23 protein-coding genes are annotated in these 26490 nt (G+C 60.4%); 11 read left to right on the forward strand and 12 right to left on the reverse strand.

All coding sequences use genetic code 11. The features are described from left to right. Positions 1–6 precede the first annotated feature (6 nt). Positions 7–1017, reverse strand: a complete 1011-nt coding sequence (locus HJC04_RS27120) for a Gfo/Idh/MocA family protein (protein WP_221147533.1) — start codon at positions 1015–1017, stop codon at positions 7–9. A gap of 366 nt (positions 1018–1383) precedes the next feature. On the opposite strand from HJC04_RS27120, the gene HJC04_RS27125 reads away from it, so the two are divergent. Next, entirely contained in the window at positions 1384–2544 is a 1161-nt protein-coding gene (locus tag HJC04_RS27125; protein ID WP_210633647.1) for a fumarylacetoacetate hydrolase family protein, read from the forward strand. A 45-nt stretch (positions 2545–2589) separates the two neighbouring features. Here the strand turns inward: HJC04_RS27125 and scpA are convergent, their stop codons facing one another. The 5 genes from scpA to HJC04_RS27150 form a co-directional block, all read right to left on the reverse strand. Beyond that, a complete protein-coding gene (gene scpA, locus HJC04_RS27130; RefSeq protein WP_221147534.1) occupies positions 2590–4728 on the reverse strand; it encodes a methylmalonyl-CoA mutase in 2139 nt (712 codons plus the stop codon). Positions 4729–4829: 101 nt separating this feature from the next. Further along, a complete protein-coding gene (locus HJC04_RS27135; RefSeq protein ID WP_210633650.1) occupies positions 4830–5483 on the reverse strand; it encodes a methionine ABC transporter permease in 654 nt (217 codons plus the stop codon). Next, positions 5464–6552 carry a methionine ABC transporter ATP-binding protein gene (locus HJC04_RS27140; protein ID WP_221147535.1) on the reverse strand — a complete coding sequence of 363 codons (1089 nt, stop codon included), beginning with the start codon at positions 6550–6552 and terminating at the stop codon, positions 5464–5466. Before HJC04_RS27140 ends, HJC04_RS27135 begins: the two co-directional genes overlap by 20 nt. 89 nt (positions 6553–6641) lie before the next feature. Continuing rightward, positions 6642–7481 carry a MetQ/NlpA family lipoprotein gene (locus HJC04_RS27145; protein WP_221147536.1) on the reverse strand — a complete coding sequence of 280 codons (840 nt, stop codon included), beginning with the start codon at positions 7479–7481 and terminating at the stop codon, positions 6642–6644. 301 nt (positions 7482–7782) lie between these two features. Further along, positions 7783–8985 carry an MFS transporter gene (locus HJC04_RS27150; protein WP_210633656.1) on the reverse strand — a complete coding sequence of 401 codons (1203 nt, stop codon included), beginning with the start codon at positions 8983–8985 and terminating at the stop codon, positions 7783–7785. A 343-nt stretch (positions 8986–9328) separates the two neighbouring features. Between HJC04_RS27150 and HJC04_RS27155 the strand changes: the two genes are divergently transcribed. The 6 genes from HJC04_RS27155 to HJC04_RS27180 all read left to right on the forward strand — a co-directional run bounded on the left by HJC04_RS27155 (position 9329) and on the right by HJC04_RS27180 (position 16919). Next, entirely contained in the window at positions 9329–9781 is a 453-nt protein-coding gene (locus HJC04_RS27155) for a helix-turn-helix domain-containing protein (protein WP_221147537.1), read from the forward strand. Positions 9782–10176: 395 nt separating this feature from the next. Further along, positions 10177–11391 carry a plasmid partitioning protein RepA gene (gene repA, locus HJC04_RS27160; RefSeq protein ID WP_210633659.1) on the forward strand — a complete coding sequence of 405 codons (1215 nt, stop codon included), beginning with the start codon at positions 10177–10179 and terminating at the stop codon, positions 11389–11391. A gap of 42 nt (positions 11392–11433) precedes the next feature. Next, the gene (repB, locus tag HJC04_RS27165; protein WP_210633661.1) at positions 11434–12483 is read left to right on the forward strand and encodes a plasmid partitioning protein RepB; all 1050 of its coding nucleotides are present in this window, start codon (positions 11434–11436) and stop codon (positions 12481–12483) included. 149 nt (positions 12484–12632) lie between these two features. Continuing rightward, on the forward strand, positions 12633–13925 hold the full coding sequence (repC, locus tag HJC04_RS27170; RefSeq protein WP_221147538.1) for a plasmid replication protein RepC: 1293 nt from the start codon (positions 12633–12635) through the stop codon (positions 13923–13925). 273 nt (positions 13926–14198) lie between these two features. Then, on the forward strand, positions 14199–14765 hold the full coding sequence (locus tag HJC04_RS27175; RefSeq protein ID WP_221147539.1) for a sugar transferase: 567 nt from the start codon (positions 14199–14201) through the stop codon (positions 14763–14765). 123 nt (positions 14766–14888) lie between these two features. After that, entirely contained in the window at positions 14889–16919 is a 2031-nt protein-coding gene (locus HJC04_RS27180) for a nucleoside-diphosphate sugar epimerase/dehydratase (RefSeq protein ID WP_221147540.1), read from the forward strand. On the opposite strand, the gene HJC04_RS27185 is transcribed toward HJC04_RS27180, so the two are convergent. From HJC04_RS27185 to HJC04_RS27195, 3 genes are all read right to left on the reverse strand, one after another. Continuing rightward, a complete protein-coding gene (locus tag HJC04_RS27185; RefSeq protein ID WP_210633804.1) occupies positions 16916–18190 on the reverse strand; it encodes an O-antigen ligase in 1275 nt (424 codons plus the stop codon). The genes HJC04_RS27180 and HJC04_RS27185 overlap by 4 nt on opposite strands. A gap of 332 nt (positions 18191–18522) precedes the next feature. Beyond that, positions 18523–18771, reverse strand: a complete 249-nt coding sequence (locus tag HJC04_RS27190; RefSeq protein ID WP_210633668.1) for a hypothetical protein — start codon at positions 18769–18771, stop codon at positions 18523–18525. A gap of 36 nt (positions 18772–18807) precedes the next feature. Continuing rightward, the gene (locus HJC04_RS27195) at positions 18808–19209 is read right to left on the reverse strand and encodes a DUF2934 domain-containing protein (protein ID WP_210633670.1); all 402 of its coding nucleotides are present in this window, start codon (positions 19207–19209) and stop codon (positions 18808–18810) included. A 188-nt stretch (positions 19210–19397) separates the two neighbouring features. Between HJC04_RS27195 and HJC04_RS27200 the strand changes: the two genes are divergently transcribed. Together HJC04_RS27200 and uxuA are read left to right on the forward strand one after the other, a co-directional pair. Further along, complete coding sequence (locus tag HJC04_RS27200) at positions 19398–20120, forward strand: GntR family transcriptional regulator (RefSeq protein ID WP_210633672.1); 723 nt, start codon at positions 19398–19400, stop codon at positions 20118–20120. 44 nt (positions 20121–20164) lie between these two features. Continuing rightward, positions 20165–21352 carry a mannonate dehydratase gene (gene uxuA, locus HJC04_RS27205; RefSeq protein WP_221147541.1) on the forward strand — a complete coding sequence of 396 codons (1188 nt, stop codon included), beginning with the start codon at positions 20165–20167 and terminating at the stop codon, positions 21350–21352. 57 nt (positions 21353–21409) lie between these two features. Here uxuA and HJC04_RS27210 read toward each other — a convergent pair whose 3' ends face one another. Further along, a complete protein-coding gene (locus HJC04_RS27210) occupies positions 21410–22057 on the reverse strand; it encodes a TetR/AcrR family transcriptional regulator (RefSeq protein ID WP_210633676.1) in 648 nt (215 codons plus the stop codon). Positions 22058–22193: 136 nt separating this feature from the next. Between HJC04_RS27210 and HJC04_RS27215 the strand changes: the two genes are divergently transcribed. Next, entirely contained in the window at positions 22194–23378 is a 1185-nt protein-coding gene (locus tag HJC04_RS27215) for an HlyD family secretion protein (RefSeq protein ID WP_221147542.1), read from the forward strand. A gap of 24 nt (positions 23379–23402) precedes the next feature. Then, the gene (locus HJC04_RS27220) at positions 23403–24986 is read left to right on the forward strand and encodes a DHA2 family efflux MFS transporter permease subunit (protein WP_210633680.1); all 1584 of its coding nucleotides are present in this window, start codon (positions 23403–23405) and stop codon (positions 24984–24986) included. A gap of 83 nt (positions 24987–25069) precedes the next feature. Here HJC04_RS27220 and HJC04_RS27225 read toward each other — a convergent pair whose 3' ends face one another. Beyond that, positions 25070–25939: an aldose 1-epimerase family protein gene (locus tag HJC04_RS27225; RefSeq protein WP_221147543.1), complete on the reverse strand. Its 870-nt coding sequence runs from the start codon at positions 25937–25939 to the stop codon at positions 25070–25072. A gap of 102 nt (positions 25940–26041) precedes the next feature. Continuing rightward, positions 26042–26368, reverse strand: a complete 327-nt coding sequence (locus HJC04_RS27230) for a DUF6665 family protein (protein ID WP_210633683.1) — start codon at positions 26366–26368, stop codon at positions 26042–26044. Positions 26369–26490 lie beyond the last annotated feature (122 nt).

Consider the following 26490-nt stretch of genomic DNA (forward strand, 5'->3'; position numbering starts at 1 on the left):
TCCTCCTCAGCGGGCGCCGATGCGCGCGGCCTTCGTCTGGGCTTCGAGCGAAAGGCGGCAGACTTCGAAAACGTGATCCTGCGTCATCGCCGTCTGCGTGCGGTTCGCGACATCGGCAGTGAACGCGTCGAAATAGTCGAGCTTCTCACCGCTGCAATCGATATGGGTCATTTCCTTGCCATTGACGAGGAAGAGGTGATCCTTGCCCGGCCGGCCGGCAATATCGATATATTTGCGAAGCTCGATATAACCCTCTGTGCCCAGGATGGTAAGACGGCCGTCGCCCCAGGTCGGCAGCGCCTCCGGCGTGAACCAATCGACGCGAACGTAGCCCGCCGCCCTGTCGGAGCGCAGCAGCACCTCGCCGAAATCCTGGAAGGCGGGTTTATCGGGCATGCCGAAGTTGCCGATCGAGCTGGCGATGACTTCGCCCGAGGTCGAGCCGGTATAGAACAGGAATTGATCGACTTGGTGCGAGGCGATGTCGACGATAATGCCACCGAAGGCTTCGGGCTCGAAGAACCAGTCGGGACGTGTCGGCAGCTGCAGCCGGTGCGGACCGACGCCAAGCGTCTGAATGACCTTGCCGATCGCGCCTTCCTTTACCAGCTTGCCGGCCTTGACGGCGGAGCGCACGCAATGGCGCTCGGAAAAGCAGATGGAGAAGATTTTGCCGGTCTCGGCAACGGTGCGCTTGACCTCTTCGAGCTGGGCAAAGGTCGTCACACCAGGCTTGTCGATCATCACATCCTTGCCCGCTTTCATCGCGCGGATGGCAAGCCCGGCCCGGTCGCGCGGAATGGCGGAAATGCAGATGACGTCGATCGACGGATCGTCGAACAGTTTCTCTCGGTCGATCTGCGGTGCATCGGGATAGGTCTTCTCAAAGGCTTCCCGCAACGCCGGCACGGAGGTCTGCGGGCAATAGCCGACGAACTCGCCGCCTGCGGCGAGCAGTCCCTTCACGTGATCGAACGTATGCCCATGGTCGATTCCGACGACGGCAAATCTCAACATCGCTGCAATATCCTCCCGGGATTTTCGTGCGGCCGGCTGATGCCGGCGTCCTCCATCTCGGCCAAAACAGATAACGAAAGCGGGCTGCTGTCAAGGCGAGTTGCGGGATGAAATCGTTGGTGCTCATATCTAAATGTTTGTAAAATAACGACTATTATGTATCTAAATAGTTATTTGTGGCCTTCGTTCGAATGGATGCAGGCAGTTCCTCTTTTCGATCCAATCCGGCAAAAGTCTTTTTCCCCCGCCTATCTTGCTCCATTCGGCCGAATGTGATCGATTTCGGCCGCCGCCGGGATGGAGGGCGGCAATGATCTCGGAATTCTTTCAAGAGCGCTCGCCGCTTGCCTGTGACGGAGGATCACCATGACTCATCCCCTTCTCGATGCTGCCGTTTCCGGCGGAATTTTTGTTGGCCGCGTCTGGAATCCCGAAGTTGCCGGCCCGAGCATCGTGACCCTTCGCGACGGGATGCTCGTCGACATCACCTCGCACGAGGCGCCGACACTGAGCGCCCTCTTCGAGACGCAGGATGCTGCGGGCTTCGTCCGAGCCGCAAATGGCAAGGCGATCGGTTCGCTGGAGGAGATTGCCGCCAACAGCACCGGAAAACCGGATGCTGGACGGCCCTGCCTGCTTGCGCCCGCCGACCTGCAGGCGGTCAAGGCCTGCGGCGTCACCTTTGCCCAGTCGATGATCGAGCGCGTCATTGAGGAGAAGGCGGCCGGCAATCCCGATCGCGCCGCTTCGATCCGCGAGCGCGTCAGCGCGCTGATCGGCGGCAGTCTCACCAATCTCAAGGCCGGTTCGCCCGAGGCCGCCAAGGTCAAGCAGGCGCTGATCGACGAAGGCATGTGGTCGCAATATCTCGAAGTCGGCATCGGTCCCGATGCCGAGGTCTTCACCAAGGCACCGGTGCTCTCTTCCGTCGGTTGGGGTGCCGATGTCGGCCTGCATCCGATCTCGACCTGGAACAATCCGGAGCCGGAAATCGTGCTCGCGGTCAACAGCCGCGGCGAGATCAAGGGTGCGACGCTCGGCAATGACGTCAATCTTCGCGATGTCGAAGGCCGCTCGGCCCTCTTGCTCGGCAAGGCCAAGGACAACAATGCCTCCTGCTCGATCGGTCCGTTCGTCCGGCTGTTCGATGCCGGTTACGGGCTCGACGAGGTACGCAAGGCCGAACTCGATCTAAAGGTAACCGGGCAGGATGGCTTCGTGCTGCATGGCAAGAGTTCGATGTCGCAGATCAGCCGCGACCCGACCGATCTCGTCAAACAGACGCTTGGCCCTCATCATCAATACCCCGATGGTTTCATGCTCTTCCTCGGCACGTTGTTTGCGCCGACGCAGGACCGTGACGCGCCGAAGCAAGGCTTCACGCACAAGATCGGCGATGTCGTCGAGATTTCGTCGGCCGGGCTCGGCGCGCTCGTCAATACCGTGCGCCTCTCCACTGAATGCCCGCCCTGGACGTTCGGCATATCGGCGCTGATGCGCAACCTTGCGACGCGCGGGTTACTCTAAGCAAAGTGCGCAGCGGTTTGCCTCCGGCTGCGCAGATTTTATGAATTACTGGTTTCGCCGTTTGCCCTCTAGCAGGTCGAGAACGGAGTTCGCCGCTTCCAGAACGTTCGTGCCTGGGCCGAACACGGCCGCAACGCCGTGTTCGTGGAGGAATTCATAGTCCTGCCGCGGAATGACGCCGCCGCAGACGACGATGATATCGTCACCGCCCTTTTCCCTGAGCCTGTCGACCAACTGCGGCAGCAGCGTCCTGTGGCCTGCGGCGAGCGACGAGACACCGACGACATTGACCTTGCGATCAAGCGCCAACTCGACAGCCTCGTCAGGCGTCTGAAACAGTGGACCGGCGAGCACGTCGAAGCCGATATCGCCGAAGGCCGAGGCGATTACCTTGGCGCCCCGGTCGTGCCCGTCCTGACCGAGCTTGGCGACCATGATTTTCGGCCGGTATCCCATCGCTTCCGTCACCTCTGCCATACGCTCCCTCAGGACGGCAAGTTCCGGCTCGTTGTCATAGGCCTCGCCATAGACGCCCTTGATGACATCAGGTGTCGCGGCGTGATCGCCAAAGGCGGCGCGCATCGCATCCGATATCTCGCCGACAGTGGCGCGGGCCCGTGCCGCCTCGATGGCGGCGGCCAGCAAATTGCCTTTGCCGCTGCGTGCGGTTTCTGCCAGGGCGGCCAGCGTTTCGCGCACGGCGCTGCTGTCACGCCGCCGCTTCGTCTCCTCGATGCGGCAGATCTGCGCGGTGCGCACCGCGCTGTTGTCGATTTCCAAAATGTCGATCGGCTGTTCGTTGTCGAGCCTGTAGCGATTGACGCCGACGATGACCTCCTCGCCCTTGTCGACGGCCGCCTGGCGGCGCGCCGCTGCTTCCTCGATCAGCCGCTTTGGCAGACCTTCGTTGACAGCCTTCGTCATGCCGCCGAGCGCTTCCACCTCCTCGATCAGCGCCCAGGCCTTGTCGGCAAGTTCCTTCGTCAGGCTCTCGACATAATATGAGCCGGCCAGCGGATCGACCACCTTGGTCACGCCGGTTTCATGCTGGAGGATCAGCTGGGTGTTGCGGGCGATGCGGGCGGAGAATTCCGTCGGCAGCGCGATCGCCTCGTCGAAGGAATTGGTGTGCAGCGACTGCGTGCCGCCAAGCACGGCCGACATCGCCTCGAAAGCGGTGCGAATGATGTTGTTGTAGGGATCCTGCTCCTGCAATGAGACGCCGGAGGTCTGACAATGGGTGCGAAGCATCAGCGAGGATGCCTTCTTCGGCTGGAACTCCTCCATGATACGGGTCCAGAGCAGCCGGGCGGCGCGCAGCTTTGCCGCCTCCATGAAAAAATTCATGCCGACCGCAAAGAAGAAGGAGAGTCTTCCGGCAAAATCATCGACGTTGAGACCCTTGGCGATCGCCGCCCTGACATATTCGCGGCCGTCGGCCAGCGTGAAGGCAAGCTCCTGGACCAGTGTCGCGCCGGCCTCCTGCATGTGATAGCCGGAGATCGAGATCGAATTGAATTTCGGCATCTCCCTTGCCGTATAGTCGATGATGTCGGCAACGATCCGCATCGAAGGTTCGGGCGGATAGATATAGGTGTTGCGGACCATGAACTCCTTGAGGATGTCGTTCTGGATGGTCCCCGACAGCTCGGCCCTCGGCACGCCCTGCTCTTCGCCGGCGACGATGAAGGAAGCGAGGATCGGAATGACGGCGCCGTTCATGGTCATTGAAACCGACATGTCGCCAAGCGGAATACCGTCGAACAGGATTTTCATATCCTCGACGCTGTCGATCGCGACGCCCGCCTTGCCGACATCGCCCTCGACGCGAGGATGGTCGCTGTCATAACCGCGATGGGTGGCAAGATCGAAGGCGACCGACAGGCCCTTCTGGCCGGCTGCGAGATTGCGGCGATAAAAGGCGTTCGATTCCTCGGCTGTGGAGAAGCCGGCATATTGGCGGATCGTCCATGGCCGGCCGGCATACATCGTCGCGCGCGGTCCGCGGGTAAAGGGTGCAAAACCGGGCAGCGAGCCGAGATGCGCGGCGCCTTCGAGATCCTCGGCGGTATAAAGCGGCTTGACAGCGATGCCTTCCGGCGTCTGCCAGGTCAGTGTCTCGGGTGAGGCGCGCAGTTCCTTCTGCGCAAGCTCCGCCCAATCCGACAGCGTCTTCTTCGTCATGCGTTCCTCCGGCTGCTTCATCGCCACCTTATCACTTCACAGGTGGCTGATGCGATACGGCCTTAGGACAATTAAAGCAGCCGCACGCCTGCGGTTTTGACCTATCTGTGGTCGAGCTTGGCGACCAGTCGGTCGCCGAGCCACTGGATGCCGCAGACGAGGATGACGAGGACGGCGACCACTGCGATCATGACATTGGTTTCGAAGCGCTGATAGCCATAGCGAATGGCAAGGTCGCCGAGGCCGCCGGCGCCGATCGCGCCTGCCATGGCCGAGGCGCCGATCAGCGTCACCAGCGTGACGGTGAAACCGGCGACGATGCCAGGCAGCGCTTCAGGCACCAGCACCTCGCGGATGATGGTCCAGCGATTGCCGCCCATGGCGCGGACGGCATCGATCAGCCCGCGGTCGACCTCCCGCAACGATACTTCGGCGATGCGCGCATAATAAGGTGTCGCGGCGATGGCGAGCGGCACGATGGCCGCTCCGGTGCCGAGCGCGGTGCCGACGATCAGCCGCGTCAGCGGGATCAGCGCCACCAGCAGGATGATGAATGGCACCGAGCGGAAGCCGTTGATGACGGCGCCGAGCATGCGATTGATCCAGAGATTTTCGGCGATGCCGCCGCGCGCCGTGACGACGAGGGCAAGGCCGAGCGGCAGCCCGGCGAAGAGCGAAATCACCCCCGAGGCGACAGTCATCAGGACCGTCTCCCAAAGCGAGCGAAGAAGCAGTTCAAGCATGATCGGTGTCATAACCAAGCACCTCCACCCGGGCAGACCGGGCTGTCAGGAATTGTTCGACCTTTCCGGCGAGCGCGGGGTCGCGCGCGGGGACGGCGATGAAGAACCGCGCCACCGGCTGGTTCTGGATATGGTCGATGCCGCCATGGACGAGGCGGAAGGAATGCGGCAGCATCGCCGAGAGTTCCGCAAACAGCGCCCCTTGCGCTTGCGGCCCGGCGAGATCAACACTGAGGATCACTTCGCTGCCTGTCTTCGCCGACAGCCGGCCGAGAATGTGATCGGGAAGTTGCGGGCGGATGCCGCCCAGCAAGCTCCTGGTGATGTCAGTCTGCGGATTGGCGAAAACCGACCAGACCTGGCCCTCCTCGACGATCCGCCCGGCATCGATGACCGCGACGCGATCGGCAATGCCGCGCACCACTTCCATCTCATGGGTGATCAGCAGAATGGTCAGTCCGAGCTTACGGTTGATATCCCTGAGCAGCGCCAGAATCGATCGTGTTGTCTCCGGGTCGAGGGCCGATGTCGCCTCGTCCGACAGCAGCAGTGCCGGGCGTGCTGCCAGGGCCCGAGCGATGCCGACGCGTTGTTTCTGGCCGCCGGAGAGTGATGCGGGATAGGCTTGCGCCTTGTCGGCAAGCCCGACGAGCTCGAGCAGTTCGTGGGCTCGCTTCACGCGTTCGGCCTTGGCAACACCCTCGATCTTCAGCGGCAGCGCGACATTGTCCTCGACCGTTTTGGCGGACAGCAGGTTGAAGTGCTGAAAGATCATGCCGATGCGGCGGCGCAGCGGCTGCAGCTCCTGCTCCTGAAGTCGGGTGATATCGCGGCCCTCGATGCGGATCTCGCCGCTGTCGGCGCGCTCCAACCCGTTCAGGCAGCGGATCAGCGTCGACTTGCCGGCGCCGCTGCGGCCGATGATGCCGAGGATCTCGCCCCTCTTTACGCTCAGCGAAATACCGTCGAGCGCCGGCGTGGTGCCGAACCGCCGCTTCACATCGATCAGCCTCACCACCTCTTCGGTCACCGTCGTCTGCGGCTGCGCCGCGACCGCAGTGGTGGAAACAAACGAATTCATGTGCTTTTCCTTGCAAACGCCGAAGGCGGTCCGAGCGGGGAATGCCCGAACCGCCTTTAGGCAGGCCTTAACCCCGGCCTTCTCTCGGATCAATAGGCGCTGAGACCGGTCCCTTTATAGACCTTGTCGAACTCGGCCTTGACGGTGTCGTTCTGGTAGGACGACACCAGCGTCTTGACCCAGTCCGCATTCTTGTTCTCTTCCTTGACGGCGATGAAGTTGCGGTACGGGTTATCGGCGGTCGGCTCCTGCGCGATGCGCTCGGCCGGAGAAAGACCGCTTTTCAGCGCCCAGTCGGTATTGACGACGCCGGCATCGAGATCGTCGATCGAACGGCCGACGATGCCGGCATCGAGCTCCTTGATCTCGATCTTCTTCGGATTGTCGCTGACGTCAGCAACGGTCGCAAGAATGCCGGTGCCGTCCTTCAGCTTGATCAGGCCTTCATTCTGAAGAACTCGCAGCGCCCGACCTTCGTTCGAGGGATCGTTCGGCACGCCGATGACGGCGCCTTCGGGGATCTCAGCGACGGCCTTGTGCTTCTTGCTATAGAGACCGATCGGCCAGACGCCGGTATAGCCGACGGGGACGATGTGATAGCCGTGCTGCTGGATCTGGTTGTCGAGATAGGGTCGGTGCTGGAAGGCATTGGCGTCGATTTCGCCGCGCTCCAGCGCTTCGTTCGGCTGAGTATAGTCGTTGAAGGTGATGGTCTCGATCGTCAGGCCCTTCTTGGCCGCCTCGCTGGTCACCACGCGCCATACATCCTCATCCTCGCCGGCCATGATGCCGACCTTGATCGACTTGTCCTCGGCAAAGGAAAGTGCGGGTGCCGCAAGGGTAAAAAGTGCAGCCGCGGAAACAGCGACGGCCGCAAGAGCCGCGCGGCGCGAAAGGTGGAGGCCGTGAAGATTTTTGTTCTTGGTCATTTTATATCCCGTCTGACTGAATGAGGCCGAACGCCCCGAGCCGGTCGATCATGGCAAATGGCTGGGTCGCGGGCGAAGCAAGAAAGTCTGATGTGGAGGAAAGGTCGGAAAAACTCTTGCCCCGTCATCAACACCGGCAGGATAAATTTTCCATCAAATTTATGGATTAATTGCGGCTTGTGAGCATCCCCTAAAAAAGGAAAACGTCGCCTGTGGCCGCCGTTTGCAACCACGGCGGCCAAAGGGACGACGGACTTCTCAGACCCGCTCCGATACGGCAATCGTGACGTCCCGGATGGCCTCAGGCCGGCTTCTGCTTCGGAATGCGCGGCAGGAAGATCGTCAGCAGGCCGAGCAGCGGCAGGTAGGAGCAGATGCGGTAGACGAAGGCGATGCCGTGAGTGTCAGCAAAATCGCCGAGCAGCGCAGCCCCTAACCCCCCTGCCCCGAATGCAAAGCCAAAGAAAACGCCGGCAATCAGCCCGACGCGGCCGGGCACCAGTTCCTGCGCGAAGACGACGATCGCTGAAAAGGCCGACGCGAAGACCAGGCCAATGACGATGCTGAGCACGCCTGTCCAGAAAAGATCGGCATAGGGCAGCAGCAATGCGAAAGGAATGACGCCGAGGATCGAAAACCAGATGACGAAACGGGCACCGAAGCGATCGCCGATCGGCCCGCCGAGGAAAGTGCCGACGGCGACCGAACCGAGGAACAGGAACAGCATCAGCTGCGCCTGCTGCACGCTGAGTTCGAACCTGTCGATGACATAGAAGGTGAAGTAGCTCGACACGCTCGCCATGTAGACATTCTTCGTCGCCGTCAGCAACACGAGGATCAGCAGCGCCCGGACGACCCGGCTCTGCGATAACGGCAGAGTTCGACTCGCGGCCGGTTTGCTGGCGTTTTGTCGCCTGTGGCTCATATACCAGCTGCCTACCCAACTCAGCACGATCATGCCGATCATCGCGATGGCGGCAAACCAGGAGACGCTGTGCTGCCCGAGCGGCAGCACGATGAAGGCGGCGAGCAGCGGACCGATCGCCTGGCCGGCATTGCCACCGACCTGGAAAAAGGACTGCGCGAAACCGTGGCGGCCGCCGGAGGCAAGACGGGCAACACGCGAGGATTCCGGATGGAAGACGGCCGAGCCAAACCCGATCAGGCTTGCCGCGACCAGCAGCAGCGCGAAATTGCCGGCATTGCCGAGCAGAATGAGTCCGCAAAAAGTGCTCGCCATGCCGACCGGCAGCGAATAGGGCATCGGCCAGCGATCGGTGACGATGCCGACCGCCGGCTGCAGCAGAGACGCCGTGACCTGGAACGTCATGGTCAGCAGGCCGATCTGGACAAAATCGAGATCGTAATTTGCCTTGAACAGTGGATAGAGCGAGGCGAGCAGCGACTGCATGATGTCGTTCAGCATATGGCAGAAGCTGACAGCCATCAGAATGGACATCGTTGTCTTTTCGAAACGGGGTGCGCGCTCGGCAACGCTTGCCATCAACATCCTCCTGCACAGGCACGATCAGTGCCGTCGTTTTCGATGGATTTTGGGCGATCGGGGCTGGCAAGACTATCAAGCGACGGTCGCTGAAAGATACTTAACGCAGGTCGGCCAACGATCACCAGCCCGGTTTGGCCAGGATCGGTACGGCTTTTGTCTGATTTTCCCCACCGCCGATCGGTTCCTGCGTCGCTGGCGTTTGCCGGATGGGGGTTTTCATATCACAGTCAGCCGTGATCATCGCAGATATGCTATACTACATGAAAACAACCGTGGAAAACTGCTGGCAGGGGTACTACAGCTGCGCCGATTGAAATCCGATCGAGGCTGAAAACACGCGATGAATGTCAAGACACCGAATGCCATAGACAGCTACGTCGGAGCGCGCATCAGAACACGCCGGCAGCTGCTTGGAATGAGCCAGGAGCGGCTTGCCGAGCAGATCGGCGTGACTTTTCAGCAGGTTCAGAAATACGAGAAGGGCATCAACCGCATTGGTGCGAGCCGCTTGCAGCGAATCGCCGAAGTGCTTCACACCTCACCGAGCTTCTTCTTCCAGCAGAACGAGTCACAGCCATTGAGCCTGCAAGGGCTGGATCTGCCGGACCGCGCCGACCCCGTCGCTGAATTCCTGCGGACGAAGGAAGGGCTGGTGCTTAATCGGGCCTTTCTGAAGATTGCCGATCCCGATATCCGTGAAACGATCATCGCATTGGTGAAAGCGATGGCGCAGGCGGAAAGCGGCCCGGCTTTGCCGTCGATAGCGAATATCACCCGTCCGCCTCTCGAGTAACGGGCCGGCGGGCAATTCTCCTGCGAGCTCAGCCTCGCGTGATCTGGGAAGTTGCGGCTGATCGGCCAGAGCCCGGCACCTTACCGCCGCGCCGTGCTCTATGCCGACGAACCGGTGGCTTGCCGCTGCGGACATGCCGCAAAGCGCTTTGCCCACCCGACATTGCGATTTGGATTATCATGCCGGTGTTTCCAGCCGACCTCGTCCGATTCGGCCCGTGAACGTGCGATTGCACCGGCCAGCGACAGGCGCGGCCTGCGCAACCGCTTGAAAAAGATTGGACAACCTTTTGATAGGGTCTTGTTAACCCTATTTGCCTTGCCACTCCTCCAGAATCGGCGCTAAATGCGGTTTCTCAGCGCGTAGAGCTTTTAAATCGCATTTTCGAGATTTCCATGAATATGGCACCGCAAATAGACAAAGCAATTTCCGATGTCGATCAGCTGATCATCGGTCAGGCGCAGGAACTCTCCGACAAGCTGAAGCAGCATCGGCTCGAAATGTTTCCTCCGCGCGCGCTGAAGGGTCTGCGGGAATTTCAGCTCGCCGAGGTGGCGCGGTTTCTCGGCGTGACCAGCGGCTATCTTCGAAATCTCTCGCTCGAGGGCAAGGGTGCCCTCCCCCAGGTCACGCCGTCCGGCCGCCGATCCTATACGGCGGAGCAGATGGAAGAGATGCGCGGCTTTCTCGAGCACAATGCGCGGGCCGGAACGCATTATATACGTCATCGCCGCGGCCACGAACATCTGCAGGTCGTCGCCGTCGTCAACTTCAAGGGCGGCAGCGGCAAGACGACGAGTGCCGCGCATCTTGCCCAGCATCTTGCCCTGACCGGTCACCGCGTCCTTGCCGTCGATCTCGATCCGCAGGCGTCTCTTTCCGCCATACACGGCTTTCAGCCGGAGTTCGACGTCAACGAAAACGAGACGCTCTACGCCGCCATTCGCTACGACGATCAGCGGCGTCCGCTGCGGGACATTATCCGGCCAACCAACTTCCCGAACCTTCACCTTGTGCCGGGCAATCTTGAACTGATGGAATTCGAGCACGATACGCCGCGGGTCCTCGCTCAGGGTAAAGCGAGTGATTATGGGCGCGTTTTCTTCGCACGGCTGGATGAGGCACTCGCTTCGGTCGCGGACGATTACGACGTCGTCATCATCGACTGCCCTCCGCAGCTCGGCTTTTTGACCATGAGCGCCATTTGCGGTGCGACGGCGGTGCTGATCACCGTTCATCCGCAGATGCTCGATGTCATGTCGATGTGCCAGTTCCTGCAAATGCTTGGCGAAGTGCTGAACACCCTGAAGGGAGCCGGCGGCAACATGAACCTCGACTGGTTGCGTTATCTCGTGACCCGCTACGACCCGCAGGACGGGCCGCAGACGCAGATGGTCGCCTTCATGCGCTCGATGTTCAAGAGCCATGTGCTCACCAACCCGATGCTGCGCAGCGTCGCGATCTCCGATGCGGCGATGACAAACCAGACACTGTATGAGGTCGAGCGAAGTCAGTTTACCCGCGCGACCTATGACCGCGCCATGGAGGCGATGGAGGCGGTCAACACGGAAATCGTCGATCTCATTCACAAGGCATGGGGCCGGAAATGAGCGGGAAGTTTACTGCGGTAAACCCGGGCAAGGAGCTGGCTGATGGCGCGTAAAAATCTTCTGTCGGGCCTGATGGATGATTCCAAGAAGTTTACCGCGGTAAACAATGAGGATGAGCCGGCCCATCGCGACGAGAGGCAGCATATCACCTATAAAGGGATTGGCGCACTCGGGGCGGTCACCCGCAGCATCGATGCCTTGGCCGCCAAGGCCGATGCCGCCAAGGCGATCGAAGAGCAGCTGGCGAGCGGCGAGACGGTGATTGATCTCGACCCGGCGCTGATCGAAGATTCCTTCGTGAGCGACCGGCTCGCGCATACCGACGAACAGTTCCGGGAACTGGTCGAGGCGATCCGCCTGCGCGGCCAGGATTCACCGATCCTCGTGCGCCCGCATCCCGAGAGGGAGGGGCGATACCAGATCGCTTTTGGCCATCGTCGCGCACGGGCGGCAAAGGAGCTCGGCCGACCTGTTCGGGCGGTGGTCAAGAAACTCGACGACCGCGACCATGTTATTGCGCAGGGCCAGGAGAATTCGGCGCGCGCCGATCTCTCCTTCATCGAGAGGACGATGTTTGCCGACAAGCTCGATACGTTGGGTTTCGATCGGGAAACGATCATGTCGGCACTCAGCGCCGACAAGACGACGGTGTCCAAGATGCTGTCGGTCACGAAGCGGATTCCGGCCGAAGTCCTGACCGCGATCGGCGCAGCCAAGACGACCGGTCGCGATCGCTGGCATGATCTTTCGGTAAAATTCGAGACGGAAAACATTGCCGCCCGGGCGATTGCGTTCACCAGATCGGCGGAGTTCGAGACGGCGGAGCCGGACGCCCGCTTCGACATGCTCGTCGCCTTCATCAGCAGGAAGCAACAGGCTTCGTCCGCCGCCGCAATTCAGCCCGTGGCTCACGCCTGGCAGCGCCAGGACGGAGCCGTCAAAGCGAAGATCAAGGATGATGGAAAACAGTTCACCATCGCGCTGAAGGCGGAGAAGGCATCTGCCTTTGGCGCCTACATCGCCAGCAATCTGGATCGTCTCTACGAGGCGTTCGAGAAGACACAGGATTTGACGAAGAACGGAGATCAATAAGCAAAAGAAAAGGCCCCCGAACGTTGCCGCCGCGGAAGCCCTCTCTGATCTAGACACCCAGAGAATCACATTTCCGCGAATCATAGTCAAGAGTCTTTGGCACCGAATTTGGTGAGCCGTGATCTTTTGCCTTGAAGAAGGCGAAAAAAATGGAAAGCGGAAGTGTGACGACGCCCTTCGGGCGGCGGCCGATGACGTTTGGCATGTTGGCAAACCAGGCCGCTGCCCGAAGGATCGAGCCGGGCCGATCGATTGACAAGTGGAAACTCTATCGCGCCCTGTGCGAGGCCAGACCGCTGCTCGGCATTACCGATCGGGCGCTCTCTATCCTGAACGCCTTGCTGAGCTTTTATCCCAAGGGAGAGCTCTCCGAGGACAATGGCCTGGTCGTCTTTCCTTCGAATGCGCAGCTCTCTTTGCGCGCGCATGGAATGGCGGAGCAGACGATCCGCCGCCATCTGGCGGCGCTGATCGAGGCCGGATTGCTGATCCGCAAGGACAGCCCGAACGGCAAGCGTTACGCCCGCAAGGAGCAGGGCGGGGAGATCCGTGAGGCATTCGGCTTCTCGCTGGCGCCGCTGCTTGTGCGCGCTGACGAGATCGAGCGGCTGGCGGCGGAGGTGGCAGCCGAGCGATTGCAACTGCAGCGGCTCAAAGAGCGCCTGACGCTTTGCCGGCGCGACATCGCCAAGCTCATCGAGTTGGCCGTGGAAGAGGGGGCCTCTGGTGATTGGAGCGGGGTTCACCTGCATTTTCGAGGCGTCGTCGAACGGCTGCCGCGGTCGCCATCCTTCGAGAAGATCGCCGCCGCGCTCGACGAACTGGAACTGCTGCGCGAAGAAATCACCAATCAGTTGGAAATGCAGGTCAAAGCTCCAAATCAAAGCGGCAATGCCCGACATTCTGAGCGGCACATACAGAATTCAAATCCACACTGCATTACTGAACTTGAACCAGACTTCGAAACGAAGCAGGGAGCAACGGCAGACGACCAATCGGAAGGTTGGGCCGAGCCGATGGCCAGAATAGCGACACATGAAGGGAAGGGCAGGCCCGTGCCGGCTGCAAGCTCAGCTTCGACTGCCGGCGGCGGGCTCAAATCCTTCCCGCTGGGCCTGGTGCTGCAGGCCTGCCCAGAGATCACTGCCTATGGACCGCAGGGCTCGGTGGGCACATGGCGCGATCTGATGGCGGCAGCTGTCGTCGTGCGCTCGATGCTCGGAGTGAGCCCCTCGGCCTATGAACAGGCCTGCGAGATCATGGGGCCTGAAAATGCGGCTACCGTCATAGCGTGCGTGCTTGAAAGGGCAGGGCACATCAATTCCGCCGGTGGTTACCTCCGTGATCTGACCCGCCGCGCCGAAAGAGGCGAATTTGCCATCGGACCGATGCTGATGGCGCTTGTCCGCACCAATTCGCCAATCAGGGGTAAGACTGGATGAGATTGCCATGCGGTTTGCCCGCGTCGGCTTATGGTTAACGAAAGGTGACGGAAATAAACGGGGAGATAACTTCCCGTTAAGTTCTTCTTCCTTTAAGATCATGAGGTTACAAGATTTTTGATCGGCAAGGCGAGGAAAGGATCTGATCGACGATCGGCTGTCGTTCTCTGGAGAAACGATGCGGTTGGAGTTGACGTGAAATGCCTTTTTGACGATACGGCGCGGTGGCGTATGGCGAAAATCCGCTGAAGAGGCAATGGAAGAAGTACGGCGATGGGCTTGAAACGGGCAGTGGATTTTTTGCTGGCTTTGGTGGCTTCGGTCATCCTCCTCGTTCCGATCCTTGTTGTCGCTCTTTGTGTCCGGCTCACGTCGCCAGGACCGATCCTCTACTGGTCAAAACGGATCGGGCGTTTCAATCAGATCTTCCTGATGCCGAAATTCCGCAGCATGCGCGTCGACACGCCGACCGTCGCGACGCATCTACTCGAAAACCCCGAGCGGTTTCTGACGCCGATCGGGTCGTTTCTACGCAAATCCAGTCTCGACGAACTGCCGCAGCTCTGGTGCATTCTGGGCGGCAAAATGAGTTTCGTCGGGCCGCGGCCGGCGCTCTACAACCAGTATGATTTGATCGAATTGCGGACGGTCCATGGGGTCGACCAACTCCTGCCCGGATTGACCGGATGGGCGCAGATCAACGGGCGGGACGAACTGCCAATTCCGGAGAAGGTGAAATTCGATGTCGAATATCTTGAGCGGCGCTCGATCGGCTTCGACATGCGCATCCTGTTTCTGACGGCCGAGAAGGTCATCCGCCGTAGGGGAATAAAGCATTAAGTTACCTACTTCTGATAGATAAGAGGTGCGGAACACCTTGATTTCCGATTATTTCAGTTGCGCTCGTTGTAGAAAATGACAAGAAGGTGGTTGTCTATTTGATCCGCGAGACGCTGGGAAGCAATGCCTGAAAATACCCCCACTGAGACGCCACGCTCGGGATGGTTCTTAGTGCCGATGCAGGCGCTTGTCGCCCCTTTGCTGGCCATGCCGCGTGCTGCCAAACGCGCGCTCGCCCTGCTGGTGGATTCCGGCCTTTGCGTTCTGACGATCTGGCTGGCTTATTGCTTCCGCCTGAACGAATGGACGGTGCTAACCGGCGTGCAGTGGTTGCCGGTCTTGGTTTCCCTGTGCATGGCCCTTCCGATCTTCATCGTCATGGGCATGTATCGGGCGATCTTCCGTTACGCCAACATGGCCGCTTTCATTGCCGTTCTGAAGGCCATTGCTATCTACGGCGTCGCCTTCATGACGATCTTTACGGCGCTCAGCGTCCCGGGCGTTCCGAGAACCGTCGGCATTCTTCAGCCCTTCCTGCTGCTGATAGCGATCGGCCTGTCACGGTTGGGGATCCGTTATTGGCTCGGGGATACCTATCAGCGTATTCTTCACCAGAATACGCTCGCCAAGGTGCTGATCTATGGGGCGGGAAATGCCGGACGGCAACTCGCCGGCGCTCTGACGAGCAGCGCCGAACTCAATGTGGTCGGTTACCTCGATGATGATCCGCGCCTTAAGGGCGGCATCATGGGCGGTTTGCCGATCTATGACCCGTCGGATCTTCCGGTGCTCGCTGAAGCACTTGGCGTGCACAACGTGCTTCTTGCTCTTCCATCCGCATCGCGGCAGCGTCGCAATGAAATTCTCGAGCATATCCGTAAAGCCAGGGTGAACGTCCGGACATTGCCGGATCTCACAGCGCTGGCTCAGGGACGAGTCGCCGTTTCCGATATTCGTGAGCTGGAGATCGAAGACCTGCTGGGCAGGGAAGCGGTTGCGCCGCGGCAAGAGCTGCTCGACAAGGCAATGCGCAACAAGGTGGTGATGGTCACGGGCGCCGGCGGCTCTATCGGCGGCGAGTTATGTCGCCAGATTCTGCGCAATGCGCCTTCGAGCCTCATCCTCATAGATCAGAACGAGTTTGCGCTTTATAATATTCATGCCGAATTGCTGAAGCTGGCCGAAGCTTACAAGCATGAGAGCCTGCAGATCGTGCCGATCCTTTGTTCCGTCCGCGACCAGGATCGCATGGAACATATCATGCAGAGCTGGCGGCCTCAGACGCTTTATCACGCCGCCGCTTACAAGCATGTGCCACTCGTCGAACACAATGCCGTGGAAGGCATCAAGAACAATGTCATGGGGACATTGATCACCGCACGTGCGGCAAATAAATGCGGCGTCTCGAATTTCGTGCTGATCAGCACCGACAAAGCCGTGCGCCCGACAAATGTGATGGGCGCCAGCAAGAGGCTGGCGGAGATGGTGCTGCAGGCGCTCGCGGCAGAGCTGAACGCTGATAGACTGCGGACAAACTTCTCGATGGTCCGCTTCGGAAATGTTCTCGGTTCCTCCGGATCCGTCGTGCCGCTGTTCAGGCAGCAGATCAAGGATGGCGGCCCTGTTACCCTGACGCATCCGAAAATAACTCGCTACTTCATGACCATTTCGGAAGCCTCGCAACTTGTCATCCAAGCGGGTGCCATGGCCGAGGGTGGCGATGTTTTCCTGCTCGATATGGGCGAGCCCGTCCGCATTGCGGATCTCGCCCGCAAGATGGTCGAACTGTCCGGATTGACCGTCCGGGACGTGGATAATCCAGAAGGGGACATCGAGCTAGCCGTTACCGGCCTGAGGCCCGGCGAGAAGCTTTATGAAGAACTGTTGATCGGGGATAACCCCGAGACAACTGAACATCCGCGGATTATGAAGGCGCGCGAGGATTTCCTGTTCTGGGCGGAACTTTCGAAGAAGCTCAACTCGCTCAATGCGTCCTTGGACCGAAACGACATGGTCGCGGCACGGGCGACCTTGGCAGAACTCGTTTCCGGCTATTCCTCAACGGGTGAGGTTTCAGATCTTGCGTTCACCGGCGCCGAAACCAATCCGGCGCAAGAAGATATCAACGCGCTAGCCTCAGGCGCAGGAAATTAGCTTCGAACGACAGCTGCATAGCGTGTACTGCCCCGATCCGCGCAAATAAGAGCGACCATATAGGCGAAGATCGGATCCAGTGCCTTTTGGTTGAACATGATGCCGAAGCTGCCGGTAATAATGTAACTGGTGGTGAGCAGAAGAGCGATCGCCATGGCTAGATCCCGGCCAGGGCCGGGTTCCTTTTTCCACGCACCGATCACGGGCGTCAGCAGCAGCAGTGAAAGCGCCGCGATGCCGACAAGGCCGGCGTCGATTCCCGCTGTGAGAAAGCCGTTATGGACATGGGAATAGGGCAGTTGCGGCCTTAGGCCCTCAGGGACTTCTGCCAGGACAGCAGCCATCCGGTTCTGCGGGCCATAGCCGGTCAGCGGATCCTTGGTGATTGCGGATAGGGCGCCCTTGTAGAGGGCAACGCGCGCGCTCAGCGAGGTGATATCACCATTGGTGCTTTCGAGCGACGACAGATTGTCCTGGAGCTCACGGACGCGATAGACAACCTGGTCGCTGCCCAGGGCGAGAAGTCCCAGCAGCAATACCGAGCCGGTGATGGCGAGGCTGCGCAGACTGATATGAAATCGGTTTTTGGGAAAATACCAGAGAAAGATGACGAGCTGGACGGGGATGACCAGCCAGGCCGAGCGCGTTCCGGAAAGCAGCGCGCAGCCGAGACCCGCGGCATACCCCAATATCGCGATCTTTTGCTCCATGCTTTTGGGAGATTGAATATTGAGTAGCGCGACGCCGCCGAAAAGCACGCCGATAACGCCGAGCAGCGCCGCGTTCGAGGTTCCCGCCTCCGCCCTGGGCATCAGGAACAAGACTTGAAGCAGGCTGAAAAGGAAAGTAACAATCATCCCGAGGCCGGCGGCGAGGATAAAGAGCGGTACAAGGCGGCCATCGGGAGATTGACGCATACGCGGCAAAATCAGCCAGATCGAAAAGAACGGCAGGAGCCGGAAAATCCAATCCAGTTCTTCCGAGAAAGGCGGATTGACGAATATGCTGACGATCATCACCACCGGGTAAATCGTCATGCAAATGGCAACCACCAGATCGGACTTCGACAGGTTCAGAGGACAGCGGGCTCTTGCCAGACAATAGAGGCCCGATAGCATCGACCCGAGGAGAATGAAGGAATTGAAGTTCGGCGAAAGTCCGGGCAGGATTGCAAAGAGAAAGACCGCAATGCCGTTGGTTCGATCAAGCGCGCTTCCAGATCCGTTTCCAGGATGAAGTACCGCAATCACGAGTTGCCTGAAATAGTTCACTTTGGTAGCCCTGAGGTGTTGCTTTCCAGCCTCGCTAAGGACGGTTGCCACCACTGTCAAGCCGTGAACGCGGGCAGAACCCGTGCTTTTTGCACTGTCGTATTCCGGCAACAGCAAGCCCGGATGCACTTTGCTCACTTGGCAATGGGCCGCAATAGCTTGCTATAGCAAAGCCGTGCCGATCGGAAAACACGTTTGAAGTGCGATCGAGAAGCTTTGTCATCGTGCGGCGCGATCCGGCCCATGGGGACACCTTTCGAGCACGACCTTGACCTCCCATCATCACCGAGTATCGGGCGATTTGTCAAAACTAACATCGTTGAAGTCTGCAGCTACCGCCAATAAAGGCGCGAGTTTTCCACCGATGACCGGCCGAGGAGATAGCCGAACCCGAATGCGACAATACCTATAGTGAGCAACAATGCGCTTGCGGTCTGCGGGTGGTTTCTTGCCCCGGCCGTGACTGCATAGACCTCGCGTTTCACCCCGCTGGCCGCCGATTGGGCAACCTTGGCCAATCCTTCCGGCGGCTCGACGGGTGTGCCGGTGAATCCGGCGTCCAAGTCTCTTTTATCGACCATGTCGGGACCTTTCCTGCATTGACTCAAGACTGCAATTTAATCCTGCTCGCGTGTGCCGGGTGAGGCTTCGCGTTGATCGGCGTCTTCGAGATCCGTCTTGACCAGGAACGTATCGCTATGTTCGCGCGAGGCCTCTCGCAACGCTTCGAGCTTGGGAGGATTGTCGGCCTCGCCATGCCGCGTATCGAGCTCTTGTTCGGCGCGGGTCCAATGATCCTGATGCCTGCCCTCCGGCCTGCCGTCCTTCTCCCACAGCACGTATGCTCTTTTGCGGATCTCCTCCTCGCGGCCAGCGGCCGGAGAATCGGTGCGCTGCCCGACGGTCTGGTGTGCCGCTTGCCGCGCCATCTTCCCTTTCCGCGCACCGGCGGGGGAGGAATCCTTCAGCCGCGTGTCGTCAGTCGTGCCTTCACTTCTTTTGCGTACCGGGTTCTTCATCGGCGCCTCCTTGATTGGATCTCAACCAATTCGGCTGATCTAAGTTCCAACCAAGAGACGCGGCCAGCATCGAAACGGCGGTTGAAGCGACGCGGAACCTCAAAATGTAAACCAGTTCCTCCGCAGCTCTTGGCAAGGCGCTGAGGCTGATATACTAGTATGTCAGAACGCCACCACCGGTCTTGAGTATGCGGCAGTCCCCAGAAGCCGAAGCGCCTGCTGTTCCGATTTCCCAAGGAGTCGGTCCGAAGTTGCGACGCGTCACCACGGCCGGCGCCATCTACGAACGGCTCTATGCCGACATCGTCTCGCTCAGGATGCCGCCTGGCCTGTTGCTGCAGGAGAAGCGGATTGCCGAGGATTTCAGGGTCAGCCGCACGCCGGTGCGCGAGGCACTGCTCAGGCTCTCCGAAGGCGGTCTGGTCGACATCTATCCGCAGTCGGGCACGGTCGTATCGCGTGTGCCTGTCGCGTCGATCCCGGAGGCGGTGGTCGTGCGCAAGGCGCTCGAAGGTACGACCGTCGAGGCTGCGGCCGAAACCGCCAGCGCTGCCGATATTGCCCATCTGGACGCCATCATCTCCCGGCAGCGGTCGCATGCCGCGGTCGGCAACGCCTCGAACTTTCATGAGGAGGACGAGGCCTTTCACGAAGCGATTGCTGAGATAGCAGGTTATCCCGGCATCTGGGCGATTCTGAAGACGGTCAAGGTGCAGATCGACCGGGCGCGGCGGCTGGCGCTGCCGGCGCTTGGGCGGATGGACAATGTGATCCGCGAACACATCGTCATTCGCGACGCGCTCGTCGCCCATGATGCCACGGCTGCGCGCGGCGCGATGATCCATCACTTGAGCGCCGTCATTCCCGATGTCGATGAGCTACGCTCGCGTTACCCCGATTATTTCTGCTGACGGCAGGATCACCACGAAACGAAGAGTCGAGGGAAGGAAGAAAGATGCGACAGGGTTGGAGATGGTTCGGACCGGAAGCGCCGGTGACGCTGGATGATGTCCGCCAGACGGGCGCCACTAATATCGTCTCATCGCTCCATCAGGTGCCGATTGGCAGGGCCTGGACGGAGAAGGAGGTGCGCGAACGCCAATCGCTGATCGAGACGACGCCAGCCGACCGCTCGCCGCTCGTCTGGTCGGTCGTCGAAAGCATTCCGATCCCCGATGCCATCAAGCGCAGGGGCGGGGAGGCGAAGGCCGAAATCGAGGCGTGGATCGCAAGCCTCGAAGCGGTCGCCGCCTGCGGCATTCCGATCGTCTGCTATAATTTTATGCCCGTCGTGGACTGGACCCGCACCGAACTCGATTTCGTGACGCCGACCGGGGCCACCGCGATGCGCTTTGATCATGAGCGTTTCGCGGCCTTCGATCTTTTCATTCTGGAACGGCCGGATGCGGCACGGGACTATGCCGATGCAGATCGGGAACGGGCGCGCATCGTCTTCGAGGCGATGTCGGAGGAGGAGATCGCCGAGATCACCCGCATCATCACATCGGCTCTGCCGGGTTCGACCACCGAACCTCTGACCATTCCGGCCTTCCGGGAAAAGCTTGTCGCCTATCGCGGTATCGATGCCGCAAGGCTGCGCCGGCACCTGATCGAATTCCTCGAGGCGGTGACGCCGGCCGCCGAAGCACGCGGCGTCAAGCTGACGCTGCATCCCGACGATCCGCCGCGGTCGCTGTTCGGTCTGCCGCGCATCGCCTCGACGGCCGATGATTATGCTGCTCTCTTCGATGCGGTGCCGTCGAAGGCGAACGGCATGTGCTATTGCACCGGCAGCCTTGGCGTGCGCGCCGATAACGATCTGCCGGCGATCGCCCGCCGTTTCGCCTCACGGATCTATTTCGCCCATCTGCGCGCTACGACGAGAGAGGGCGATGGCCGAACATTCCATGAAAGCGCGCACCTGGAGGGCGATGTCGACATGGTTGCCGTTCTCCGGGAACTTGTCACGGAAGACCGCCGCCGTGGCGCTCAAGATACCATCGTCTTCCGCTCGGACCATGGCCACCGCATGCTCGACGATCTCGACAAAACAGTCACGCCCGGCTACCCCGCCATTGGCCGCATGCGCGGCCTTGCCGAGCTTCGCGGCATCCTGCATGCACTGGATGCCCCGCCGACCTGAGGGCATTGGCGTCGCTTGGCATAGAAAATCATTGCGCTCTGGAGCCCAAGCGACACTTCAGAGCGCGCAACCCTTCAGGAACAGATCCGTGCACATCTTCGCCCTTGCGGCGATCTCCTTGATCCCCGGCGGCTGTTGCTGGCGCAGCATCGCTGCACGCTGTGGCTCCATGATCATCATCCCACGGAGCATCCCGCAGGCGGCATGTGGATCGTCGAGTGCGATCAGCCCGCGATCGATCTGTCTACGCAGCCAGTCCTCCATCAGCGCGTTGGTCCTGACGATCGCTTTCTCATAGAAGGTCGTGGCGATCTCGGGAAAGCGGTCGGACTCGCTGATGACGAGCCGAGTCACGGTGATCGTGTCCAGCGAGAGCGTCAGCATGCCATAGGCCATCAGCATGCGCTCCAATCCTTGCCTGAGGTCCAATACCGCAAGCGTTCCGGGATCGAGCGACATGAGGAAGCGCCCCGTCCGCTCGATGATCATCTCGGAAAACAGATCCGCCTTGGTCGGAAACAGCCGGTAGAGTGTCTTGGTCGAGACACCAGCCCCTTGCGCGATCGCGGCGATGCTTGCCGCGGCATAACCATTCTCGTGGAACTGCCGGTTAGCCGCCTCGATGATCACGCTTCTCGTATCGTCGTCGCAGCGGACTTGCGGTCGTCCTCGCGGTCTCTTCTCGATTTCGTGATTTTGGACCATGACTATTTTCCAAATTCTTGTTGACACCGATTTTATAAAGCATATTTTGGAAAATAACAAGTTTCCAAAAGTGGAACTGACATGAATTTAGAGGCCGCAGCCGGTAGCGACAGCGACCAGTAATAGGAGAAAGGCAATGTCCATCAGTACGCTGCAGGCCCTGAACAACAACGCGCCTGTCACCGAAACCACGGCGGAGGGCGCGCCGGCAACCCTTGATACCGGCAACACGTCACGCATCGTCGAAGCTGCCGCCGTTTTGGAGCATCCCGCCCCCAAGCGCCGTGGCCGCGGACTGTTGCTGGGCGCGACCGCCATCGCCCTGATCGCCGCCGCCAGCTATTACGGCCATAGTTACTGGACCTTCGGCCGCTTCGAGATTTCCACCGACGACGCCTATGTGAAGGCCGACAATACGACTGTCGCACCAAAGGTTTCGGGCTACATCGCGGAAGTGCTCGTCGGTGACAACCAGGTGGTCAGGGCGGGTCAGCCGCTCGCACGCATCGATGATCGCGATTTCCGTGCCGCTCTCGATCAGGCCAAGGCCGATGTCGCCGCCGCCGAGGCGACGCTCAACGCCAAGCAGGCGTCGCTGGATATTCAGCAGTCGACGATTGCCGCAGCCCGCGCCACGGTCGAGGTCGACAAGGCAAACGAGACCTTCGCCGAACAGAACAACAGGCGTTACGCCAATCTCGCCACCAATGGTTATGCGCCAGTTCAGACGGCACAACAGGCCGCTTCCGCCATTGCCGCCGCCCAGGCAACCATTGTTCGCGACAACGCTGCGCTCGACGCCGCCGTCAAGCAAGTCGACCTTCTCAATGCCGAACTCGCCCAGGCGAAGGCGACGCTCGCCCATGACCAGGCTGTCCAGCATCAGGCTGAACTGAACCTCTCCTATGCAGAGATTACCGCCCCTGTCGACGGCACCGTCGGCAACAGGACGCTGCGGGTCGGCCAGTATGTGCAGGCGGGCACCCAGCTGATGTCGGTTGTACCCACGAGCGCGATCTATGTGATCGCCAACTACAAAGAAACGCAGCTGACCGATGTTCGCGCCGGCCAGCCGGTGGATATCGAGGTCGATACTTTTCCAGGCCGCATCTATCGGGGCCATGTCGATAGCCTTGCTCCGGCAAGCGGCCAGGAATTCGCGCTTCTGCCTCCCGACAACGCGACCGGCAACTTCACAAAGGTCGTTCAGCGCATTCCGGTCAAGATCGTGCTCGACGGCGAAGCCGCCAATGGCGACTTGCGACCCGGCATGTCCGTTCAGCCGAGCATCGACACCAAGGCCGATGCCGGCCGCAGTTAGGCGCGGGGATTAGGAGATCGCGTCATGTCCACTACCGCAGCAACAGCCGCCCCCATATCGCAGCCGGGCGCCGGCACCAAGGAATGGATCGCCGTTCTCGCCGGCATGATCGGCGCCTTCATGGCGATCCTCAACATCCAGATCACCAATGCCTCCCTCCTCGACATCGAGGGCGGCATCGGAACGGGCGTCGACAACGGCGCATGGATATCGACCTCCTACCTGATCGGGGAGATCGTCGTCATTCCGCTGACGGCCTATTTCAGCAATGTCTTCTCGTTTCGCCGCTATATCCTCGTCAATTCCATTCTCTTTCCGCTATTTTCGATGGCTTGTGCCTTCGCGCATGATCTCGGCACGATGATCCTGCTGCGCGGCCTGCAGGGCTTTGCCGGTGGCGTACTGATCCCCATGGCCTTCACCATGGTGCTAACCAAATTGCCGAAGACCCAGCAGCCGCTGGGGCTCGCGATCTTCGCGCTGTCGGTCACTTTCGCCCCGGCCATCGGCCCGACGATCGGCGGCTACCTGACGGAGAATTATGGCTGGCAGACGATCTTCTTCATCAACACGATCCCGAGCCTCATTATGGCGGCCGCTCTCGCCCTGACGCTGGAAAAGCAGCCGATGCAGCTCCACCTTCTGAGGGAAGGCGACTGGGCCGGCATCTTCACCATGGCCGTCGGCCTCTCGGCGCTGCAGACCGTGCTGGAGGAAGGCAACAAGGAAGACTGGTTCTCTTCGCCCTTCATCGTCAAGCTCAGCCTTGTCGCCTTCGTCTTTCTCGCCGTCTTCATCTGGATCGAGCTGACGGTCAAGAAGCCGCTGGTAAAGCTGCGGCTGCTCACTCAGCGCAATTTCGGCATCGGCGTGCTGGTCAACGTCCTGGTCGGCGTCGCGCTCTTTGGCACAGTCTATATCCTGCCGCAATATCTCGGCCAGGTGCAGCGTTATAATGCCGAGCAGATCGGCAACGTACTCGCCTGGACCGGCCTGCCGCAGCTGTTGCTCATTCCGCTGGTGCCTGTTCTCATGAAGCGTTTCGACGCCCGCTATATCGGCTTCCTCGGTATCTCGATCTTCGCGATCAGCTGCTTCATGAACATCATGCTTTCGGCTGACAATGCCGGCGACCAGTTCTGGATCCCGAATATTGTCCGTGCCGTTGGCCAGGCCCTGGTGCTGACCCCGATCACAGCCATTACGACGGCCGGCATTGCTCCATCAGATGCCGCCGCCGCCTCTGGCCTGACCAACATGCTGCGCAATCTTGGCGGCGCGGTCGGCACCGCCTCTCTCGGCACCATCCTGACGAAGCGCGAACAGTTCCATTCCAATATCATCGGCCAGTCGATTACGCTGAGCCGTGACGAAGTTCGCGATCGCCTGGGCAAGCTTACCGGCTACTTCATCCAGCATGGCGTCACCGATCCGGCTGTTGCATCGCAAAAGGCGGTCGTTGCGATGGGTCAGATCGTCAAGCGCCAGGCATTGATCTTGGGCTTCAGCGATACTTTCGCTATCATCGGCGTGGTGCTTGCAGTGGCGGCATTTGCCCTGCTCCTCACCAAAAAGCCTCAGGCCGGCGCCGGTGCGGGCGCCCATTGAAACCCGGCGGACGCCGCAGGAAGATCCTCCGTAGGGAAAGCCCCCCTTTGCCGTCATGCGAAGGGGGGCTTCACACGTGAACGCTAATGGCCGATCTCGACCGTGAAGGCGAAACGCGCAACGGCGCCCGGTGCAAGCAGCGTCGTCGAGGGCCGCTTCGACAACTCGCTCGATGCTCCGGCTTGCGCAGCCGTGCCATGCCATGGCTCGACGCAAAGGAAGGGCGCGCCCGGCTTGGTCCAGAGAGCGAGGTTGGGCAGGTTTTCGAAGCGGAACCGCAGGATTGGCCCGCCTTCGGCCCCGTAGCGCAGCCCTTCGCCCGCACCCTTGGGGAAGATCATCGCATCCTGCTCGAACAGCGCGTGATCCAGAACCAGACGTCCGGCATGAAACGGCGAAGGCAGCGCTGGGGGATTGATAAGGCCGCCCGCCAGCCGCACGAGTTCCGGCTCGCCCTGATTGTCGAGCGTGATGATGTGGGCGCGTCCGGTAGCGCCGGGCAGCGGCCAGGCGAAGGCGGAGTGGAATCCAAGCCCGAAGGGCATCGTCTTCCGGTCGCGGTTGGTCACCTCGGCGCTGACCGTCAGCGCCCGGCCTTCCACCGCATGCTCCACGGCCAGCAGGAATTCGAACGGATAGACCGCCCGGGTACTCTCCGAGGCGGCAAGCTCGTACCGACACATCGTTGCCGCGGATGCCGCGAGGGAAAACTCGCTGCGGCGGGCAAAACCATGCTGGGCCATCGGATAGGTCGTGCCGTCGATTGCAATCTTGTCGTCCGGGGCCTTGCCGACGATCGGAAACAGGATCGGCGAACGCCCGGTCCAGAAGGCGGCGTCGCCCGTCCATAGCCACGAGCGTCCGTCGCTTGATTTAAGTGCCTGCATCTCGGCGCCGAGGGAGGAGACATCGACAGTGAGGTCCTGATTGCCGATCCGGATTGAGGCTGGCATCGCAATTTCCCTTTCGTAGGTTGGTACCAAGTCATCTCATTTCCGCACCGTTAGTTTCGACTCAATCGGTGAGGGTGGTAATCACACGCAAGCTGGCGCTCGTTACTTCCGTATCGCGCCCAACCTTGCGATCACTTCGTTCGGAATTCCGTAGCGCTGAATGGCGTCGCGGTTATTTTTCATTCCGCAGATTTCACGCTGGATGAAGAATGCCCAGACCGCGTCGGAGGCGTCATTGAGAAGTCTCTCGCGCTCCGCACTTTGGCGTTCGCCGGTCCAGGCTTTCAAGGCGGCGAGGGCCGCCTCCACCTTCAGCCCGTGACGCCCGAGTGAATCGGCGCGCTCCGACATCAGCTCGTATTCGAGGACGCTGAGGCCGTTCCTATCCTCCTGGGATTGTCTGAAAGACTGCGGGGGCCGAACGCTCATGGGCACGGATTCCTTATCAGCGTAGGCGACAACCTTATCCAATCCGGTCTTTGAGATCGAGAGGGCAGGGGAACGGACCTTTCCCGCCATTTCCCGGCGTGGTAAGGGCGCCGTAACTTTCT

This window comes from Rhizobium sp. NLR8a, from assembly GCF_019685235.1.
Lineage (GTDB): Bacteria > Pseudomonadota > Alphaproteobacteria > Rhizobiales > Rhizobiaceae > Rhizobium.

Excerpts from the sequence above, each read along its gene's own strand:
- repC (WP_221147538.1), top strand. The coding sequence starts at position 12,633 with ATGGAAAGCGGAAGTGTGACGACGCCCTTCGGGCGGCGGCCGATGACG.
- scpA (WP_221147534.1), bottom strand. The coding sequence starts at position 4,728 with ATGACGAAGAAGACGCTGTCGGATTGGGCGGAGCTTGCGCAGAAGGAA.
- HJC04_RS27210 (WP_210633676.1), bottom strand. The coding sequence starts at position 22,057 with ATGGTCCAAAATCACGAAATCGAGAAGAGACCGCGAGGACGACCGCAA.
- HJC04_RS27175 (WP_221147539.1), top strand. The coding sequence starts at position 14,199 with ATGGGCTTGAAACGGGCAGTGGATTTTTTGCTGGCTTTGGTGGCTTCG.
- repB (WP_210633661.1), top strand. The coding sequence starts at position 11,434 with ATGGCGCGTAAAAATCTTCTGTCGGGCCTGATGGATGATTCCAAGAAG.
- HJC04_RS27195 (WP_210633670.1), bottom strand. The coding sequence starts at position 19,209 with ATGAAGAACCCGGTACGCAAAAGAAGTGAAGGCACGACTGACGACACG.
- HJC04_RS27220 (WP_210633680.1), top strand. The coding sequence starts at position 23,403 with ATGTCCACTACCGCAGCAACAGCCGCCCCCATATCGCAGCCGGGCGCC.
- repA (WP_210633659.1), top strand. The coding sequence starts at position 10,177 with ATGAATATGGCACCGCAAATAGACAAAGCAATTTCCGATGTCGATCAG.
- HJC04_RS27155 (WP_221147537.1), top strand. The coding sequence starts at position 9,329 with ATGAATGTCAAGACACCGAATGCCATAGACAGCTACGTCGGAGCGCGC.
- HJC04_RS27215 (WP_221147542.1), top strand. The coding sequence starts at position 22,194 with ATGTCCATCAGTACGCTGCAGGCCCTGAACAACAACGCGCCTGTCACC.
- HJC04_RS27230 (WP_210633683.1), bottom strand. The coding sequence starts at position 26,368 with ATGAGCGTTCGGCCCCCGCAGTCTTTCAGACAATCCCAGGAGGATAGG.
- HJC04_RS27190 (WP_210633668.1), bottom strand. The coding sequence starts at position 18,771 with ATGGTCGATAAAAGAGACTTGGACGCCGGATTCACCGGCACACCCGTC.
- HJC04_RS27135 (WP_210633650.1), bottom strand. The coding sequence starts at position 5,483 with ATGACACCGATCATGCTTGAACTGCTTCTTCGCTCGCTTTGGGAGACG.
- HJC04_RS27200 (WP_210633672.1), top strand. The coding sequence starts at position 19,398 with ATGCGGCAGTCCCCAGAAGCCGAAGCGCCTGCTGTTCCGATTTCCCAA.
- HJC04_RS27145 (WP_221147536.1), bottom strand. The coding sequence starts at position 7,481 with ATGACCAAGAACAAAAATCTTCACGGCCTCCACCTTTCGCGCCGCGCG.
- HJC04_RS27140 (WP_221147535.1), bottom strand. The coding sequence starts at position 6,552 with ATGAATTCGTTTGTTTCCACCACTGCGGTCGCGGCGCAGCCGCAGACG.
- HJC04_RS27225 (WP_221147543.1), bottom strand. The coding sequence starts at position 25,939 with ATGCCAGCCTCAATCCGGATCGGCAATCAGGACCTCACTGTCGATGTC.
- HJC04_RS27125 (WP_210633647.1), top strand. The coding sequence starts at position 1,384 with ATGACTCATCCCCTTCTCGATGCTGCCGTTTCCGGCGGAATTTTTGTT.
- HJC04_RS27180 (WP_221147540.1), top strand. The coding sequence starts at position 14,889 with ATGCCTGAAAATACCCCCACTGAGACGCCACGCTCGGGATGGTTCTTA.
- HJC04_RS27120 (WP_221147533.1), bottom strand. The coding sequence starts at position 1,017 with ATGTTGAGATTTGCCGTCGTCGGAATCGACCATGGGCATACGTTCGAT.
- HJC04_RS27150 (WP_210633656.1), bottom strand. The coding sequence starts at position 8,985 with ATGGCAAGCGTTGCCGAGCGCGCACCCCGTTTCGAAAAGACAACGATG.
- uxuA (WP_221147541.1), top strand. The coding sequence starts at position 20,165 with ATGCGACAGGGTTGGAGATGGTTCGGACCGGAAGCGCCGGTGACGCTG.